This is a genomic window from Pelagicoccus mobilis (genome assembly GCF_016595505.1).
In the GTDB taxonomy this organism is placed as follows: domain Bacteria; phylum Verrucomicrobiota; class Verrucomicrobiia; order Opitutales; family Opitutaceae; genus Pelagicoccus; species Pelagicoccus mobilis.
This window is the reverse complement of record NZ_JAENIL010000061.1, coordinates 18,393-34,671: the sequence shown is the minus strand read 5'-3', so window position 1 is coordinate 34,671 and position 16,279 is coordinate 18,393. Positions and strand designations below refer to the sequence as shown.

Sequence of the window (16,279 nt, the reverse complement as noted above, 5' to 3'; positions counted from 1 at the left end):
TATCGGTCTCCATCCACGGCATCAAAAAGTGTTAACCATGTCTCTTAACACCTGTTAACCATGTATCTTGACCAGACACGCCGGGCACGCCGCAGAGTCCAAGTCCACCCCTAGCGATCCCAAAGCCACAGCGGGATCCGACAACAAAATCCTTCCCTCCCGAAGGGCACTCGCTACAGTGCCCCCATGATTTCCGGCGAAGACCTAAAAGCTGCCCTTCCAACCGCTCCCGTGCGCGATCTCATCGAAACGATCGACGCGCCCAAGATCGCCTCCGGCAAGGTACGCGAAATATTCGATCTCGACGATTCCGTGCTGCTCGTCGCCACCGACCGCATCTCAGCCTTCGACGTCGTCCTCCCTGGCGGCATCCCCGGCCGCGGCCTCATCCTCACCCAGCTCAGCCACTTCTGGTTCGAGCAGACCAAGCACATCGCCCCCAATCACATAATCCCCAACGAGCAGGAAATCCTCCGCGACGACCTTAAGCTCTCCACCGACTCCCAACTCCGCAGCATGGCCGTCCGCAAGCTCAAGCCGCTCGAGATCGAGTGCGTGGTGCGCGGCTATATCGCAGGCTCCGGCTGGGAATCCTACCAGAACGACCGCACCGTCTGCGGCATCGAGCTCCCCGAAGGCCTCCAACTCGCCTCCCAGCTCCCCGAGCCCATCTTCACCCCCACCACCAAAGCCAGCGAAGGACACGACATGCCCGTCACTCCCAAGGAAGCTGCAGACATCGTGGGCCAAGAGATCTTCGACAAGGTCAAGGACATCAGCCTCCAGCTCTACGCCTTCGGTAGCGAACTCGCCGCCAAGGCCGGTATCATCCTGGCCGATACAAAATTCGAGTTCGGCACCGACGAAGAAGGCACCATCTACCTGATCGACGAAGTCCTCACACCAGACTCCTCCCGCTATTGGGATGCGGCCGAATACCAAGTCGGCACCAGCCCAGCCAGCTACGACAAGCAGATCATCCGCGACTACCTCGAGACCCTCCAGGACTGGAACAAGACCGCTCCCGGCCCCGAGCTCCCGACCGAGATCGTCGAAAAAGCCCAATCCCGCTACCTCGAAGTCTACAGCAAGCTCGTCTCAGTCGCAGGTTAGTCAAAAAGGTAGGGCGGCCCACGCCGAGACCGCCGCGCTGCCCACCATCGATCCACCTAATCTCCCCTATTCTCTGGCTCACTACTTGAGCTAGAAACTGGGGAACGAGTTGCACGCCACCCTCCCAATCCCATGCATTTAGGAAAAGGAGGAAAAATGAGACGTACCACAAAAGCACTCTTGCTCGCTGCCATCAACCTACTGGCAGCCGCACACGGATCAGCTAACGAGACCGACGAACTCGTCTCCCTAGGCAAGAGCAAGTTCGAGCTCATGTGCATGGCTTGCCACAAATACGAGCACGGACCCAACATGCTCGCCCCACCAGCCTTCGCCGTGCAGATGCACTACGAAAACCGCTACGGAGAAGACGAGAAAGCCTTCCGCAAAGCCATCGTCGACTGGGCGAAATCTCCCGACCCAAAAAAGGCCCTCATGCCCGGCGCCATCCGAAAGTTCAAGGTCATGCCTCCCCTTCCACTCCCTGACGCCGATCTCGACGCGATAGCAGCCTACCTGTACCACTCCAACTTCGAAGGCGAGTGCGACCCCGCGGAGATGGAACGCAACCGTAGCGCGGCGCTTCAGCCCGCGTCCACGCTACCCGATCAAAACTAAAGACGCGGGCTAAAGCGCCGCGCTAACCATCTCTCAATGGCTACAACGGTTCCCCGGTAGGAACACAAACTCCTCCGGCGTGCCTGTGAATTTACGCTTACCCCACAGATGCTGCACGATATCATAGGGATCCAGGCCATGCCCCGAGCAGGTATGGAAGGTCGAATCCTCTCCAAATACCTCGATGATTTCAGCCGAGAGACTCTCATTGGAGTACTTCTTTCCGGTACGGATCATCATCTCGAGAATCTCGTGCGCGTGAATGTCAGGTTTTCTTAGATCTGCGAATTTACTCATATCTGATTATTGTATTCTAAAATTTACTACGTTTAGGAAAAAGTTTGTTCTATGCGCGTCATCCGTACCGTGCCGTCTCTCACGATGAGAGTATCCCACCACTCGGAGCCCTCGTAGCCGTAGCGGATTTGCAAACCTCGCACCTGGCCAGACCGGATCAACTCGTAGCCACTGGTCAATTCGACCACTGCAGGCGAAATATACCCGGGACCCATTTTCGGAATCACCGCAAACACATCCGCACACTCATTCAAATCTCGAAAATACGCCTCGAGCGTATCCGCATCGAGATCGGCTTGGTGAAGCTCCGGTAGCTTAGGCTGTTGTTCTGCGCTCATTTTCTAAATCATAAGAATCGCGTTAGTCGGGGCCGGACAAAGATCGCGGCAAATCCCACAGCCAGTGCAATGATCCGCATCCACCGTAGGAATGCCTTTCCTAACTTCGATCGCGCCGGACTCCGGACAACGCTCCGAACAGACCGAGCAAAAGCTATTTTGATAAGCAAGGCAGTAACGCCCCTGAATCACCGCCACCTGTTCCTCGGCTTCCCCCCTTACCTCCACAATCGTCGGAGACTCCGAACGAGCATCCTCGCGGACATGCTTCAGAAAATTGCTGAAGAAATCCCGGCGAGTAAAAGTCTGTGGCGAACCTCCCATCTGCTACTGGACGGGATCCCCCTTTGAAAGCGACTCCCAAAACGGGAATGGAGATTCGGAGAAATTCATCTCGTCCACCTTTCCGCCTGGAACATGACACTGCACACAACTTTGGCGTTCAGGGTGACTTGTACGAATCGGGCTCGTACCCAATTCCCCATGACAACTCATGCAATTCTGGCGCATATGCACATTGTGAGGAATCGTAGGAGGAGCATCCGGGTAGGCTCGCTCGCCAAACTCCGGCTGATGGTAGCCACCAAATCGATTTCCCGTGTGCAGATCAAAGTCAGACGCGTTCCAACGACTCCCCAAGCCCTTCCCTGAAACATGGCATTGCGTACAGCTCGTATAAGCGGGGTGCGACATCGCCGGCGCCACCACATCCCCAATCCGGACCGCTCGCTCGTGACACTGCATGCAGCTGTCCGCCGACCATTGATCGATCGGATGCGGAACAATCGGAGGAGAACCATCGTAAGCCCGACGCTGCTCGCGACGATAGCGTAACTCCGCCGGATCAGTCACCCGAACCGTATCCAAATCGTCATGCGGCGCTAGATCACTCAAACGACTTTTCCAATTCGCGTTCGGACTAAAGCCAGCTTGAGCAATATCCGCATAACTCGGGGCGGGAATCGCATTGCCAACCGTATCAGTCGTTTGACTACTTTCAGCAGAGCTCGCTTGAGTCGCTTCCGTTTCGCGACCCGTTTGTCGCAAGCCCATAAAGAAGCCGCTCACCGACAAAGTGAACACCGCCGCCAGAATGATATTCGTAGCGAGATGCGACTTTGCCTTACCTGCATTCGGGAAAGCCATGGCCTATCGGGTTGGGTCGAGGGCAGGAGCAGGCTTGCCAGACGGACGCTTGTAAACAGTCGCCGCGCACTTCTTGTAATCCGGCTCCTTCGAGATCGGATCAATCTCGCCTAGGGTGATGTCGTTTATCAGCAGATTCTCGTCGAAAAACGGCACGAACACAGTCCCCCTCGGCGGTCGGCCTCGACCATTAAGCCATACCGGCATCTCGATCTTTCCGCGACGGGTCTCGATCACAGCCAAATCCCCGTTTGCCAGACCCTTCTCGGCCGCATCCTCCGGATGCATCTCCACATAAGCATGCGGCATCGCGTTGCGCAGCTGAGGAATGCGCCGCGTCATGGTCCCCGTATGCCAGTGCTCCAGCACACGGCCCGTGCTGAGCCACATCGGATAGTCCTGATCCGGCGCTTCCGCTGGCGGGTCATAGGGACAGAACCAAATCAAAGCCTTATCGTCGCCCGTCACCGAATGGTAGAACTGCAGCTCCTTGCCTTTTTCCACATAAGAGTCGCTGAACTCCATGAACCGGAACGGCGTCTCCTCCCACTTTCCGTTTGCACGCTGCACCACCGGCCAACGTAAACCGCGAGCCTTGACGAGCTCGTCGTAGGGAGCCACGTCCTTGTGCTTCATGTAAGTGAACTCTCGATACTCTTCGTAAAGCTGCTTGTCGACGTTGACATCGTAGTAGCGCTCCCACTCCCAAACAGGAACTTCCGCTCCAGAATCATCCTTCAGCTCGAAGATGAACCCGCCATCCTTGTCCTTCATTCCCGGGTGGCCCATCTCGAAGAGGCGACGCGCCACCGCGATCGTCATCCAACAATCATCACGAGCCTCGCCCGGTGGGTTCACCATCTTGAACCACTGCTGCGTCCGGCGCTCGCTATTGCCATAGATGCCATTCTTTTCCACCCACATCGCCGCAGGCAATACGAGATCCGCTAGCTTCGTGCTGGCAGTCGGATAAACCTCGGAGACGATCAGAAACTTGTCCTTCAGACCTTCCTTATTGGTAAAGTGCTTCTTGAGATTCGGAAGCGTATGCCCCGGATTGGTGACTTGAACCCATATCGTGGATACATCTCCACCTTCTTCAGTTGAGGTGCAGAACTGCTCCCACATCTTCACGGTGTGGTAGCCTGGCTTCGCATTGATCCGCCCCTCCGGGAGATTCCAAATGCGTTCGCAATCCTTGCGATGCGGTTCCTTCGCCACGATACGACCTCCTGGCAAAGCGTGGGCCAAGGTACCGACCTCGCGAGCGGTGCCACAAGCGGAAGGCTGCCCGGTCAAACTCGTTGGCGCGTCGCCTGGCTTGCCAAAGTGCCCGCTGAGCATGTGGATGCCGTGCAGCAGACGATTCATGTTGGTGCCGCGCGTATGTTGGTTCACCCCCATGCACCAAAGGCTGGTAATGCGGATATCCCTCCGGCCAAAAAGTTCGCCTAGCATGCGGATCTTCTCCGCAGACACTCCCGAGAGCTCCTCCACATACTCCGGAGTATAAGGCTCGAGCAGTTTCGAATACTCTTCAAAGGTGCTCGGTTGACCAAAGAGAGAAGGCGTATCCGTATCCTTTCTGAAATTACAGAAACGCTCTACGAAAGACTTGTCGTAGGTTCCATTCTTGATCAGCAAGTGAGCGATACCGTTGGCGATCGCGAGATCGCTGTGCGGCTTGAACTCAAGATATTCGTCGCTGTATTCAGTGGTACGTGTTCGACGTGTTCCGATGTCGATCAGCATCACTTCCTCGCCCTTCGAGCGACGATCAATCACCCGCGAAAACAAAACCGGATGCATCTCAGCAGGATTGTTGCCCCACATGATCATAACATCGCACTTATCAAGATCGTCATAGCAACCCGCAGGCTCATCCACACCATGGGTAGAAAGGTATCCAGTAACCGCAGACGCCATGCAGAGACGCGCGTTCGGGTCGATGTGATTGTTCGACAAGCCACCCTTGATGAACTTTTGCGCCACATAGCCCTCGGGAATGGTCCACTGACCACTACCATATATTGCGAATTCATCCGGCTTGTCGTATATCCGCTGAGCCACTACATCGATAGCTTCATCCCAGCTAATTGGAACCAGCTTCCCGTTCTTTCGAAGGAGAGGCTGAGTGAGACGATCTTTACCGTACAGGATTCCGCCCACATGGTAGCCCTTCACGCAAAGCAAGCCTTTGTTCACATCCGCCAACTGCTCACCCTGAATGGCGACCACCTTGTCGTCCTTAACTCCCACGCGCACGTGACATCCCGTTCCGCAAAAACGGCACGGAGCCTTGTCCCATTTGAGGCCATCCGCCGCGGTCGTGGCATCCAGTTCCGTATTTTCGTATTTGCCAAACGCGCGTTGCTGGGCGGCGGCAACCGCAGCAGCCATGGCTGTTTTCTTTAGGAAGTGACGACGGTCTAAGCTCATAGGGGCATGGGGTTAACGAGGGGTTTCAGTCGAAACGAAAGCAACGTCGACTTGCTGCACTCCCGCGAGAGCTTCCAACCAGTCGTGAAGGGGGCGGGCATCGACGTGTTCGATGAGGACTGGAAGGTAAATCCCTTCGCGGGGTGCAGTAGAAATCGACTTGTGCTCGCGTATGACACGCTCCGCGTCCGCAGCTAGCTCCACATCTTGCGAAAGTGTGACCACCAGGCTGCTCAAAGGGGTATGCCATGGGCGAGGATTGCTCATTGTCTCCGATTCATGACGGTTTTTTCAGAGAGTTCAATATTTAAATACCTTTTTATCTTGATTAAACCTCCTAGGATTAGCAAGGTCCCTAGAAGATGAAAGCCTCACCCCTCATTGCCCCGGCTACCATCGTCGCTGTTGCCATCGTGTTCGCTAGCGGTTGGTGGATCTACCAACGATCCTTCGCCTCCTTCCAAGAAGCCTCCGCTCCCGCCAACATAGAGGTCACTCTAGATAAGAGCATCAGGCACGAGGTCACCATCCAAGGCACCCCCGCCACCCCCACCGTGCTCGCCGACCTCTCGAAGTCCGGTCGCCAGACCGAAGTCGCCTGCACGACCTGCCACACCACTCGCTCTCCGCAGACCGACCAGAAACTCCCCGAAGACCTCGACGAATTTCACCAAGGCCTGAAAAAGCAGCACGGCTCGCTATCCTGCCTCAGCTGCCACAACGCAGACAACTACGACACCCTCCGTCTCGCCGACGGTTCCGCCGTCTCTTTCGAAAACACCATGCAGCTCTGCGCCCAGTGCCACGGCCCTCAGTTCCGCGACTATACCAACGGCTCCCACGGCGGTATGAACGGATACTGGGATCTCAGCCGCGGCCCCCGCACCCGCAATGCGTGCAACGTCTGCCACGACCCGCATGCCCCTGCCTACCCTCAGCTCATCCCCGTTTTTCCTCCGAAGGACATCGAGCTGATCAAACAAAAACAAGGACACCCTCACTAAACCGACGCCATGACAGAAGAGAATAAATCCTCCGGCATCAGTCGCCGCACCGTCGTCAAAGGCATCGGGGCAACCCTCGGAGCCGCCGCATTCGCCAAAGCCATCGCTCCCCTCGCCAGCTGGGCAGCCGACCAGTCCATCGACGAATTCCTCCAGAAACACTACACCGAGCTCAAGCCCGAGCAGATGCAGAAAGTCATCAAGCGACTCGAGGAAGATGCCAAAAAGGACTACGGCGCCGACGTTCAAATAACCGACACCAAGGCCCAGCTGGGCGTGAAATTCGGCTACGCCCTCAACCTATCCATCTGCGTGGGCTGCCGCAAGTGCGCCCAAGCCTGCCACTACGAAAACAATCACGACCGAGCCAGCGGCAACTCCTATATCCGCGTGCTCGAAATGAAAAAGGGCTCCCTCGATATCGAGCACGGAAAAGTCGACTACAAGGGCCCCGTCCCCAAGTCGGACTCGTTCTACATGCCGGTGCAATGCCAGCAGTGCGACAACCCGCCCTGCGTGGACGTCTGCCCGGTGGAAGCCACCTGGAAAGAAAAGGACGGCATCGTCGCGGTAGACTACAACTGGTGCATCGGATGCCGCTACTGCGAAGCGGCCTGCCCCTACCACGCCCGCCGCTTCAACTGGACCAAACCGGAGATTCCCAAAGAAGAAATCAACCCCGTGCAGGGCTACCTCTCCAACCGTATCCGCCCGCAAGGCGTCATGGAGAAATGCACCTTCTGCATGCACAAGACTCGCGAAGGCAAACTCCCCGCCTGCCTCGAGGCCTGCCCAACCGGCTCGCGCGTTTTCGGCAACCTTCTCGATCCCGAATCCGAGATCCGCTGGGTCCTGGAAAACAAACGCGTCTTCGTGCTGAAGGAGGAACTCGGCACCAAACCAAGCTTCTACTACTTCTTCGATGAATAAGCCCGCCCCAGAAAACGCCCTCTCACCCCACATCCCCGGGCACCTCAACAGCTACCCGCGCTTCATCTGGCGCATGATGGTCATGGCGACCGAGGGCAATTGGCTCTTCTACGCCTGGATGATCGGACTCTCCGCCATCGCCCTCGTCGGCCTCAACGCCTGGGCCACCCAAGTCACCATGGGCATGGGCGTGACCAACATGACCGACCACGTCTCCTGGGGCCTCTACATCGCCAACTTCACCTTCATGGTCGGCCTCGCCGCCGGGGGCGTCATGATGGTTATCCCCGCCTACCTCTACCATGATCACGACATGCACGACGTGGTCATCATCGGGGAACTCCTAGCCATCGCCGCCATCGTCATGTGCATCAGCTTCGTAGTCGTGGACCTAGGACGCCCAGACCGATTCTGGCACATGCTTCCCGGCATCGGAAAATTCCACTTTCCGGTGTCCATGCTCACTTGGGACGTCATCGTGCTCAACGGCTACCTCCTCCTCAATCTCCACATCTGCGGCTACCTACTCTACAAGCGCTACCGCGGCGAGCGGCCCAACCCCAAGTTCTACATTCCCGTCGTCTTTCTCTCCATCGGCTGGGCCATCTCCATCCACACCGTGACCGCCTTCCTCTACCAAGGACTCGGCGGACGCCCCTTCTGGAACACCGCCCTGCTCGCCCCTCGCTTCCTCACTTCCGCTTTCGTTTCCGGGCCGGCATTCATCATTCTCGCCCTCGAAGCGATCCGCTACCTCAGCGACTACAAGGTGGGCGACGGAGCCATCCGCATCCTGGTCAACATCATGCGTGTCACGATCCTGATCAACTTGCTCATGCTCGCCTCGGAAGTGTTCACCGAATTCTACACCGGAGGCTCGCACACCGCCGCCGCCCACTACCTCTACTTCGGCCTGCACGGCCACAACGCCCTCGTCCCCTGGATCTGGAGTTCCATCGCCCTGACCATCCTCGCCGCCATCCTGCTTATGAGGCCGAACGTAACCCAGCATCCAGTTATGCTAATACTTGCCTGCGGACTCGCGTTTGCAGGTATATGGATTGAAAAGGGCATGGGCCTCATTATCCCAGGCTTCATTCCATCAACGCTCCACGAAATCGTCGAGTACACGCCAAACGGAATCGAATGGCGCGTCACAGCCGGCATCTGGGCCGCAGGGCTCATGATCTACACCATAGCGATCCGAGTCGCGATGCCGATTTTCTCCGGCGAGGTCTCCTTGGAGAAGGACGCCGAAAAACATGCTTAAATACGGAAAGACATCACAAAACGCCATCATGGCCATGAGCCACCTCGCCGAGGTCTACGACGAGGGGCATACCCGCCTGAACTCACGCGACGTCGCTTCCGCCCGCAATCTTCCACAGCCCATCGTCGCCAAGCTCCTCGTAGCCCTCTCCCAAGCCGGACTCGTAGACGGAGCCCCCGGCCCCAAAGGCGGCTACTGGCTCGCCCGCCCACCATCCGAAATCAGCCTTTTAGACATCGTTTCCAATTTTGAAAAAGTAGGCGACCGTATCGCCTGCCCCTTCGGAGCAGACAAGTGCAACAACGACGACCCCTGCCCGCTCCACTACCAGTTGCTCGAACTCGATCAGCAACTCGTCGACTTCCTCCAAGACAACAAGCTCAACGTCTTCAGCAAAGAAACCGCCCACAACTGAGCCCCCAGGAGGGTGGAACCTATTCCACAACTAGGAGGGCAATGCTCCGTCATTGCCGTTACACCTCGCACCCCGCGAGGCAACACACCCCAACCCAACTTCATCCAGCGCATCTCAACCCCATTTGCGCTATAGCAAGAGTGCCCTAATAGCCCACTCTCCCAGATGAACGCGGCCTCAGCCCCTTGAAAGAAGCATCGTGTCTGTGCCATGGTAAGGGCATACTCCTGAACCGCCTCCGGCTTCCGGGCAGCGGCTGACGTTCCGCACGCAGGGGTTATTCAATCCGCGGGGTTACGCTCAATCTTCTTCAACCCAATGTACCTAGCGTAAACCTGCATCAAACCCTCCCTCACAAAACCTTCATGAAATACGGCCACTTCGACGACGACGCACGCGAGTACGTCATCACCCGCCCAGACACTCCCCGCTCTTGGACCAACTACCTCGGAACCACAGAGTACGGAGCCATCATCTCAAACAATGCCGGCGGCTACTCTTTTTTCCGCTCCGCATCCGAAGGCCGTTTCACTCGCCTGCGCTTCAACAACGTCCCGATGGACCAGCCCGGCCGCTACTTCTACCTCCGCGACCAAGAATCTGGCGACTTCTGGTCCACCAGCTGGCAGCCTGTCGGCAAGCCTCTCGACGAGTACAAGACCACCTGCCGCCACGGTACAGCCTACACGTCGATAGAATCTGAATACAGCGACATCAAGACCGAGACGCTCTACTTCGTCCCGGTCGGCCAAAAGTTCGAGTACTGGAAACTCAAAGTAACTAACACTGGCTCCGCTCCACGTAAACTCTCCGTCTTCACTTACTGCGAGTTCACCAACCACTGGAACATCGACCAGGACCAATTCAATCTCCAGTACTCCCAGTACATCGGCAAGGCCACCTATCAGGACGGTTTCGCTCAAATGGCGGTCAATGACAACCTTCCGCACGATTGGGCATCCATCAAGCGCGACGGTAATGCCATGCTCAGCTGGACCACCCTCCTCGGGTCACCAATTACCGGATACGATCTCTCACGCGAAACCTTCATTGGCACCTACGGCAGCTACGCCAAGCCAGACGTGGTCGCGTCCGGTGAATCAACCGGATCCACCACTTACGGCGAAAACTCCTGCTCCGCTCTTCGCACAGAAATCGAGCTCGCACCGGGCGAATCCAAAGAGCTGCTCGTCATGATCGGCGTCGGCAAGGCTTCCATCGAAGGTAAGGCCGCCGTCGAAGAATTCAGCAGCCTTGAACGCGTCGACGCGGAATTCGCCAAGCTCAAGGATTTCTGGCACTCCCGCCTCGGAGCCCTCACTGCTAAGACTCCCGACGCCGACTTCGACTCAATGGTCAATGTCTGGAACGCCTACAACTCTCTCATCACCTACACGTGGTCACGCTCCGCGTCCTTCGTTTACGGCGGACACCGCAACGGCCTCGGCTTCCGCGACACGGTTCAGGACATCATAGCCGTTCTCCCAGCAATTCCAGAAGAAGCCGGCAAGCGCCTCGAGCTCATGCTCACCGGCCAGTTCTCAAACGGCGGAGCTCTCCCAGTCGTCAAACCATTCGACCACGAACCAGGCAACACGCCTATGCCGCCGAAGGAAGAGTTCCGTTCCGACGACTGTCTCTGGTTCTTCAATACAGTTCCTGCTTACGTTGGCGAAACGGGTGATCTCGATTTCTACAACAAGGTTCTTCCATACGCCGACGAAGGTGAAGCCACCGTTCTCGGTCACCTCCGTCGTGCCCTCGAGTTCAACCTCGAACGCTCCGGAGCCAACGGTATCCCTTGCGGCCTAGCGGCCGACTGGAACGACTGTCTCAAGCTCGGCTACAACGGCGAGTCCCTCTTCGTTGGTTTCCAAGTCCGCTATGGCCTCGGCGTCTACGCCGACATCGCCAACAAGCTCAACCTCCCTGAAGAAGCCGAGTGGGCACTTCTCCAGCAAAAGATCCTCGACGCAGCGATCCAAAAAACCTGCTGGTCAAAGGATCGCTTCATTTGGGCCATCGCCGACGACGGTACAGTCTACGGAACTCACGATTCCAAGGAAGGTGCCATCTATTTGAATACACAGATCTGGGCCGTCATCTCCGGAGCCGCCACTGAAGAGCAAGCTCGCATCTGTATGGAGTCAGTCAAAGAGCACCTCGCCACCGACTACGGAGCCCAACTCTGCGCGCCTCCAGTCGAGACCATGCCGGTCGAAATCATGGCCGCGCGCCTCTTCAACGCAGGCACCAAGGAAAACGCAGGTATCTTCAACCACCCGCAAGGTTGGGTCGTCATGGCCGAAGCCATGCTCGGCAAGGGCGACTCCGCGTACGAGTACTACAACGCCTTCAATCCAGCCAAATTCAACGACAAAGCTGAGATCCGCCAAAGCGAGCCATACGTGCACTGCCAATCCACACACGCACGCTACAGCCCGATGCACGGTGCCGCTCGCCTCCCTTGGCTCTCCGGCACCTCTGCCTGGGCGTATTACTCATCTACCGCCTACATCCTCGGCATCAAAGCCGAACTCGAAGGGCTTCGCATCGATCCATGCCTACCGTCCTCATGGCCTGGATACGAAGCAACCCGCCTCTTCCGTGGCATGAACATCAACATCACGGTCAAGAACCCAGACGGAGCAGAAACTGGCGTGGCCAGCCTCACCGTAGACGGCCAAACCATCGACGGCACCCTCGTCCCAACCGACAAACTCAAAGACGGCTCCCAAATCGAAGTCATCATGGGCGCTGCCGTACCCGCCGGAGCATAGTTTCAAATTCTTCTTCTGCTTCTTCACCTCCTTCTTCTTCAAAAAAAGATGAAGATAAAGAAGTAGAAGCAGAAGAAGAGCACCCAATTGACCTTTAACAACCCACGTCACCTAAAGACTAAACACCTTTCACCTAAACACCTCATCACAATGAGCAATCCATACGGACATTTCGAAGATCCAAATCGTGAATACGTTATCACGCGTCCAGACACGCCGCTGCCTTGGTTGAACTTCCTAGGTCAGGACGAGTACTTCGCGTTGAACACGAATACCGGCGGTGGCTATTCCTTCTACAAGGACGCCCGCCTACGTCGTCTCACCCGCTATCGCTACAACGAGATGCCATACGACAACAACGGCCGCTACCTGTTCATCAAGGATGGCGACACCGTTTGGAATCCAGGCTGGAAGCCGGTCAAGACAGAACTCGACTCGTACGAGTGCCGCCACGGCCTCGGCTACTCTCGCATCACTTCTTCCAAGAACGGTCTTGAAGCGAGCGTACTCATCTTCGTACCCCCCGAAGAGAACCTCGAAATCTGGCAAACAACGCTTACCAACAACAGCGACGCGCCAAAGACCTTCAAGCTCTTCTCCTTCGTCGAGTTCTGTCTCTACGACGCGCAAAACGACTCCACCAACTTCCAGCGCACCTACTCGATCGGCGAAGTTGAAATCGAGAAGAACGCAATCTTCCACAAGACCGAGTACCGCGAGCGTCGTGACCACTACACCATGTTCGCCTCCACTCGCGACATCGATGGTTACGACACCAGCCGCGACGATTTCGTAGGCGTCCACAACGGTATCCACGAACCAAAGGCAGTGCTCGCAGGCCAGCCAAACAACACACAAGCCTTCGGCTGGAACCCAATCGGTTCTCACTACCACGAGATCACTCTCCAACCAGGCGAGTCTACCAAGCACTCTTACATCCTCGCATACGTCACTGTATCCGGCGAGAAATACATAGCGCCTCACGTCATCAACAAGGAACCAGCCAACGCCATCCTCGACAAGTACTCCGACGAGTCTGCAGTCGACGAAGCATTCGCTAAGCTCAATGGCCTCTGGGACGACCAGCTCTCCACTTTCCAAGTCGAGACGCCTTGCCCGATTATGAACCGCATGGGTAACGCTTGGAACCAAGCCCAGTGTATGGCTACCTTCAACCTCAGCCGCTCCGCCTCTCTCTTCGAGTCCGGCATCGGCCGTGGCATGGGGTACCGCGACTCAAACCAAGACCTTCTCGGTTTCGTCCACATGGTACCGGACAAGGCTCGCCAACGTATCCTCGACATCTCCGCTACACAGATGTCTAGCGGCCTCTGCTTCCACCAATACCAGCCACTCACAAAGAAGGGCAACGACGAGATCGGCGGCGGCTTCATGGACGACCACCTCTGGCTCATCCTCTCCACCACCGCTTATATTCGCGAAACAGGCGATGTCGGCATCTTGGATGAGAAAGTTGGATACGCAGACGTCGAAGAGAAGACAGCAACTCTCCTCGACCACCTCGAACTCTCCATCCGCTACACGCTCGAAAACCGCGGTCCACACAATCTCCCGCTCATCGGGCACGCCGACTGGAACGATTGCTTGAACCTCAACTGTTTCTCCACCGAACCAAACGAGTCCTTCCAAACAGCGTCTCACAACACAGCCGAAGAAGTAGCCGAGTCTCTCATGATCGCCGGTCTCTTCCTCAAGGCCTGTCTCGATCTGCAAGGTCTCTACAAGTTCATCGGTGCTGACGCCAAGGCTGAAGAAACCGCAGCCGCTCACGCCGAAATGCTCGAAGCCGTCGAAACTCAAGGTTGGGACGGTGACTGGTACCTCCGCGCCTTCGACACTTACAAGGAGCCAATCGGTTCCCACAAGAACGAAGAAGGTAAGATCTACATCGAATCCCAAGGTTGGCTCGTCATGGGTGGAGCCGGAGCCGACAACGGCCGCGCCGAGAAGACTCTCGATGCCGTACACGAGCACCTCTACACCGAAGACGGTTGCGTACTTCAGCAGCCACCTTACCAGACTTACCACCTCCACCTCGGTGAGGTTTCGTCCTACCCACCTGGATACAAGGAAAACGCAGGTATCTTCTGCCACAACAACCCTTGGATCCACCTCGCTCTCATGCAACTCGGCAACGGCGACCGCGCATACGAGTACTACCTCAGCGTTTGCCCAGCGGCCAAGGAAGACAAGATCGAGACCTACCGTGGCGAGCCATACATGTACTCGCAGATGATCGCCGGTAAGGACGCCGCCACTCCAGGTGAAGCCAAGAACGCTGGCCTCACTGGTACCGCAGCGTGGACCTTCCTCACCATCTCCCAAGGCTTCGCCGGCATCAAGCCAGACTACGAAGGCCTACAGATCGACCCATGCGTACCAACCGCATGGCCAGAATTGAAGGTCACTCGCAAATTCCGCGGCAAGACCTTCAACATCACGGTTCAAAACCCAGAAGGAAAGTCCAAGGGCATCAAGAGCCTCACCGTCAACGGCCAAGCCGTCGAAGGCGACACCATCCCTCTCAGCTCCGCAGCCGAGGAAAACGAAGTCGTCGCGGTGATCGGATAAACTTTTATATCCATATCTGCTAAATGAAAGGCGTCGGTCTACGGACCGACGCCTTTTTTCGTAAAGGTAGGGCGAGCCCACCGCGGCACGCCTAGTAGCGAAAGAGAACAAAGGAAGTCGATATGTTTTACCTTGAAATTCTAACATTTGATTTTAGTTTTTCAAGGTTACCAAAACAGATGCTCAACCGCCCAAGATATCTCCAAGCGATAGAAGAAGGTTTCGAAAGTCACCCCGCAGTCGCTTTGTCGGGTCCACGACAATGTGGAAAAACAACCTTAGCCCGAATTGTCGCAGAAGGTGAGGATCTTTGCTCATTCTTCGATCTTGAGAGTGCTGTAGATCGGCGGCGACTGGAATCCCCTGAACAAGCGCTTTCTCCACTGAAAGGATTGGTCGTCATAGATGAAATCCAGCGTGTCCCCAGTTTGTTCGAAACACTGCGAGTCCTTCTTGACCGCCCAGATCAGCCAGCTCGCTTCCTCCTTCTAGGAAGCGCTTCTCCAGATCTAATTCGCGGAGTCTCGGAATCTCTAGCGGGCCGGGTCGCTCTCATCGACCTCGTTGGTTTCGACCTCAGCGAAACCGGAAGCGACTCCCTTCACACTCTATGGCAGCGCGGTGGATTCCCACGCTCTTTCCTTTCAAAAAGCGAAAAGGCATCTTCATCTTGGCGCCAAAACTTCATCCGCACGTTCCTAGAAAGAGACATTCCGCAATTCGGCATCAACATCCCAGCCGAAACGCTAAGACGGTTTTGGACAATGATCGCCCACTACCACGGCCAAGTTTGGAATGGAGCCGAATTCGCCAGGTCTTTGGGCACAAGCGAACCGACTGCGAAGCGTTATCTGGATACACTTGCAAATGCCTACGTCATTCGCGTCCTGCCTCCTTGGCACGAGAACCTGAAGAAACGCCAACTCAAATCTCCCAAAATCTACATACGAGACTCAGGCATCCTTCATTCGCTACTTGAACTCGAGGATAAACGGGACCTCCTCGGCCATCCAAAGCTCGGAGCGTCTTGGGAGGGGTTTGCCATAGAGCAAATTCTAGCGAGTTTTCCAAGCCGCTCAGCCTACTTCTGGGCAACCCATTCCGGAGCAGAATTAGACCTCTTGATAATCCACCGCGGCAAACGCTACGGTTTCGAGTTCAAACACAGCGACGCGCCAGGAAAAACCCGCTCGATGAACACCGCTCTTCAAGATCTGTCGCTGGATCACCTATGGGTCGTCTACCCCGGAAAGCAGAGATACGAGCTAACCGAATCGATATCAGCTCTTCCTGCTGAGGAGATTCCTCAACTAGCAAAGAAACTCGCCGAAGGCTAA

The 16,279-nt window shown here is 56.3% G+C and carries 15 protein-coding genes; 9 read left to right on the top strand and 6 right to left on the bottom strand.

The window, feature by feature from the left end; genetic code table 11:
* Nucleotides 1-189 precede the first annotated feature (189 nt).
* Together JIN87_RS23625 and JIN87_RS23620 are read left to right on the top strand one after the other, a co-directional pair.
* A complete protein-coding gene (locus JIN87_RS23625; protein WP_407951722.1) occupies nucleotides 190-1,113 on the top strand; it encodes a phosphoribosylaminoimidazolesuccinocarboxamide synthase in 924 nt (307 codons plus the stop codon).
* A 156-nt stretch (nucleotides 1,114-1,269) separates the two neighbouring features.
* Nucleotides 1,270-1,731, top strand: coding sequence for a c-type cytochrome (locus tag JIN87_RS23620; protein WP_200358231.1), 462 nt, complete (start codon nucleotides 1,270-1,272; stop codon nucleotides 1,729-1,731).
* A gap of 33 nt (nucleotides 1,732-1,764) precedes the next feature.
* Here the strand turns inward: JIN87_RS23620 and JIN87_RS23615 are convergent, their stop codons facing one another.
* The 6 genes from JIN87_RS23615 to JIN87_RS23590 are packed head-to-tail and all read right to left on the bottom strand — an operon-like array spanning nucleotide 1,765 to nucleotide 6,218.
* Nucleotides 1,765-2,028, bottom strand: coding sequence for a YecH family metal-binding protein (locus tag JIN87_RS23615; RefSeq protein ID WP_200358229.1), 264 nt, complete (start codon nucleotides 2,026-2,028; stop codon nucleotides 1,765-1,767).
* Between the two features lie 32 nt (nucleotides 2,029-2,060).
* The gene (locus JIN87_RS23610) at nucleotides 2,061-2,366 is read right to left on the bottom strand and encodes a hypothetical protein (protein WP_200358227.1); all 306 of its coding nucleotides are present in this window, start codon (nucleotides 2,364-2,366) and stop codon (nucleotides 2,061-2,063) included.
* A gap of 3 nt (nucleotides 2,367-2,369) precedes the next feature.
* Nucleotides 2,370-2,690, bottom strand: a complete 321-nt coding sequence (locus tag JIN87_RS23605; protein ID WP_200358225.1) for a 4Fe-4S binding protein — start codon at nucleotides 2,688-2,690, stop codon at nucleotides 2,370-2,372.
* Nucleotides 2,691-2,693: 3 nt separating this feature from the next.
* Complete coding sequence (locus JIN87_RS23600) at nucleotides 2,694-3,512, bottom strand: nitrate reductase cytochrome c-type subunit (protein ID WP_200358223.1); 819 nt, start codon at nucleotides 3,510-3,512, stop codon at nucleotides 2,694-2,696.
* A gap of 3 nt (nucleotides 3,513-3,515) precedes the next feature.
* Nucleotides 3,516-5,951: a molybdopterin-dependent oxidoreductase gene (locus JIN87_RS23595; protein WP_200358222.1), complete on the bottom strand. Its 2,436-nt coding sequence runs from the start codon at nucleotides 5,949-5,951 to the stop codon at nucleotides 3,516-3,518.
* 12 nt (nucleotides 5,952-5,963) lie between these two features.
* Entirely contained in the window at nucleotides 5,964-6,218 is a 255-nt protein-coding gene (locus tag JIN87_RS23590) for a hypothetical protein (protein WP_200358220.1), read from the bottom strand.
* Between the two features lie 95 nt (nucleotides 6,219-6,313).
* On the opposite strand from JIN87_RS23590, the gene JIN87_RS23585 reads away from it, so the two are divergent.
* The 7 genes from JIN87_RS23585 to JIN87_RS23555 all read left to right on the top strand — a co-directional run bounded on the left by JIN87_RS23585 (nucleotide 6,314) and on the right by JIN87_RS23555 (nucleotide 16,279).
* Nucleotides 6,314-6,955 (top strand): hypothetical protein, encoded by a 642-nt coding sequence (locus JIN87_RS23585; RefSeq protein WP_200358218.1) that lies wholly within the window; start codon nucleotides 6,314-6,316, stop codon nucleotides 6,953-6,955.
* A gap of 9 nt (nucleotides 6,956-6,964) precedes the next feature.
* A complete protein-coding gene (locus JIN87_RS23580; protein ID WP_200358216.1) occupies nucleotides 6,965-7,885 on the top strand; it encodes a 4Fe-4S dicluster domain-containing protein in 921 nt (306 codons plus the stop codon).
* Complete coding sequence (dsrP, locus tag JIN87_RS23575; protein ID WP_234033582.1) at nucleotides 7,878-9,155, top strand: sulfate reduction electron transfer complex DsrMKJOP subunit DsrP; 1,278 nt, start codon at nucleotides 7,878-7,880, stop codon at nucleotides 9,153-9,155. The genes JIN87_RS23580 and dsrP overlap by 8 nt, the downstream gene beginning before the upstream one ends.
* Nucleotides 9,148-9,570 (top strand): RrF2 family transcriptional regulator, encoded by a 423-nt coding sequence (locus JIN87_RS23570; RefSeq protein ID WP_200358214.1) that lies wholly within the window; start codon nucleotides 9,148-9,150, stop codon nucleotides 9,568-9,570. Before dsrP ends, JIN87_RS23570 begins: the two co-directional genes overlap by 8 nt.
* Before the next feature lie 365 nt (nucleotides 9,571-9,935).
* Nucleotides 9,936-12,350, top strand: a complete 2,415-nt coding sequence (locus JIN87_RS23565; RefSeq protein ID WP_200358212.1) for a glycoside hydrolase family 94 protein — start codon at nucleotides 9,936-9,938, stop codon at nucleotides 12,348-12,350.
* 150 nt (nucleotides 12,351-12,500) lie between these two features.
* On the top strand, nucleotides 12,501-14,942 hold the full coding sequence (locus JIN87_RS23560; protein WP_200358210.1) for a glycoside hydrolase family 94 protein: 2,442 nt from the start codon (nucleotides 12,501-12,503) through the stop codon (nucleotides 14,940-14,942).
* Between the two features lie 179 nt (nucleotides 14,943-15,121).
* A complete protein-coding gene (locus tag JIN87_RS23555; RefSeq protein WP_200358208.1) occupies nucleotides 15,122-16,279 on the top strand; it encodes an ATP-binding protein in 1,158 nt (385 codons plus the stop codon).

What these genes read in the sequence shown, in the direction of transcription:
- JIN87_RS23620 (WP_200358231.1), top strand. Translation starts at nt 1,270, where the DNA reads ATGAGACGTACCACAAAAGCACTCTTGCTCGCTGCCATCAACCTACTG.
- JIN87_RS23615 (WP_200358229.1), bottom strand. Translation starts at nt 2,028, where the DNA reads ATGAGTAAATTCGCAGATCTAAGAAAACCTGACATTCACGCGCACGAG.
- JIN87_RS23610 (WP_200358227.1), bottom strand. Translation starts at nt 2,366, where the DNA reads ATGAGCGCAGAACAACAGCCTAAGCTACCGGAGCTTCACCAAGCCGAT.
- JIN87_RS23605 (WP_200358225.1), bottom strand. Translation starts at nt 2,690, where the DNA reads ATGGGAGGTTCGCCACAGACTTTTACTCGCCGGGATTTCTTCAGCAAT.
- JIN87_RS23600 (WP_200358223.1), bottom strand. Translation starts at nt 3,512, where the DNA reads ATGGCTTTCCCGAATGCAGGTAAGGCAAAGTCGCATCTCGCTACGAAT.
- JIN87_RS23595 (WP_200358222.1), bottom strand. Translation starts at nt 5,951, where the DNA reads ATGAGCTTAGACCGTCGTCACTTCCTAAAGAAAACAGCCATGGCTGCT.
- JIN87_RS23590 (WP_200358220.1), bottom strand. Translation starts at nt 6,218, where the DNA reads ATGAGCAATCCTCGCCCATGGCATACCCCTTTGAGCAGCCTGGTGGTC.
- JIN87_RS23585 (WP_200358218.1), top strand. Translation starts at nt 6,314, where the DNA reads ATGAAAGCCTCACCCCTCATTGCCCCGGCTACCATCGTCGCTGTTGCC.
- JIN87_RS23580 (WP_200358216.1), top strand. Translation starts at nt 6,965, where the DNA reads ATGACAGAAGAGAATAAATCCTCCGGCATCAGTCGCCGCACCGTCGTC.
- dsrP (WP_234033582.1), top strand. Translation starts at nt 7,878, where the DNA reads ATGAATAAGCCCGCCCCAGAAAACGCCCTCTCACCCCACATCCCCGGG.
- JIN87_RS23570 (WP_200358214.1), top strand. Translation starts at nt 9,148, where the DNA reads ATGCTTAAATACGGAAAGACATCACAAAACGCCATCATGGCCATGAGC.
- JIN87_RS23565 (WP_200358212.1), top strand. Translation starts at nt 9,936, where the DNA reads ATGAAATACGGCCACTTCGACGACGACGCACGCGAGTACGTCATCACC.
- JIN87_RS23560 (WP_200358210.1), top strand. Translation starts at nt 12,501, where the DNA reads ATGAGCAATCCATACGGACATTTCGAAGATCCAAATCGTGAATACGTT.
- JIN87_RS23555 (WP_200358208.1), top strand. Translation starts at nt 15,122, where the DNA reads ATGCTCAACCGCCCAAGATATCTCCAAGCGATAGAAGAAGGTTTCGAA.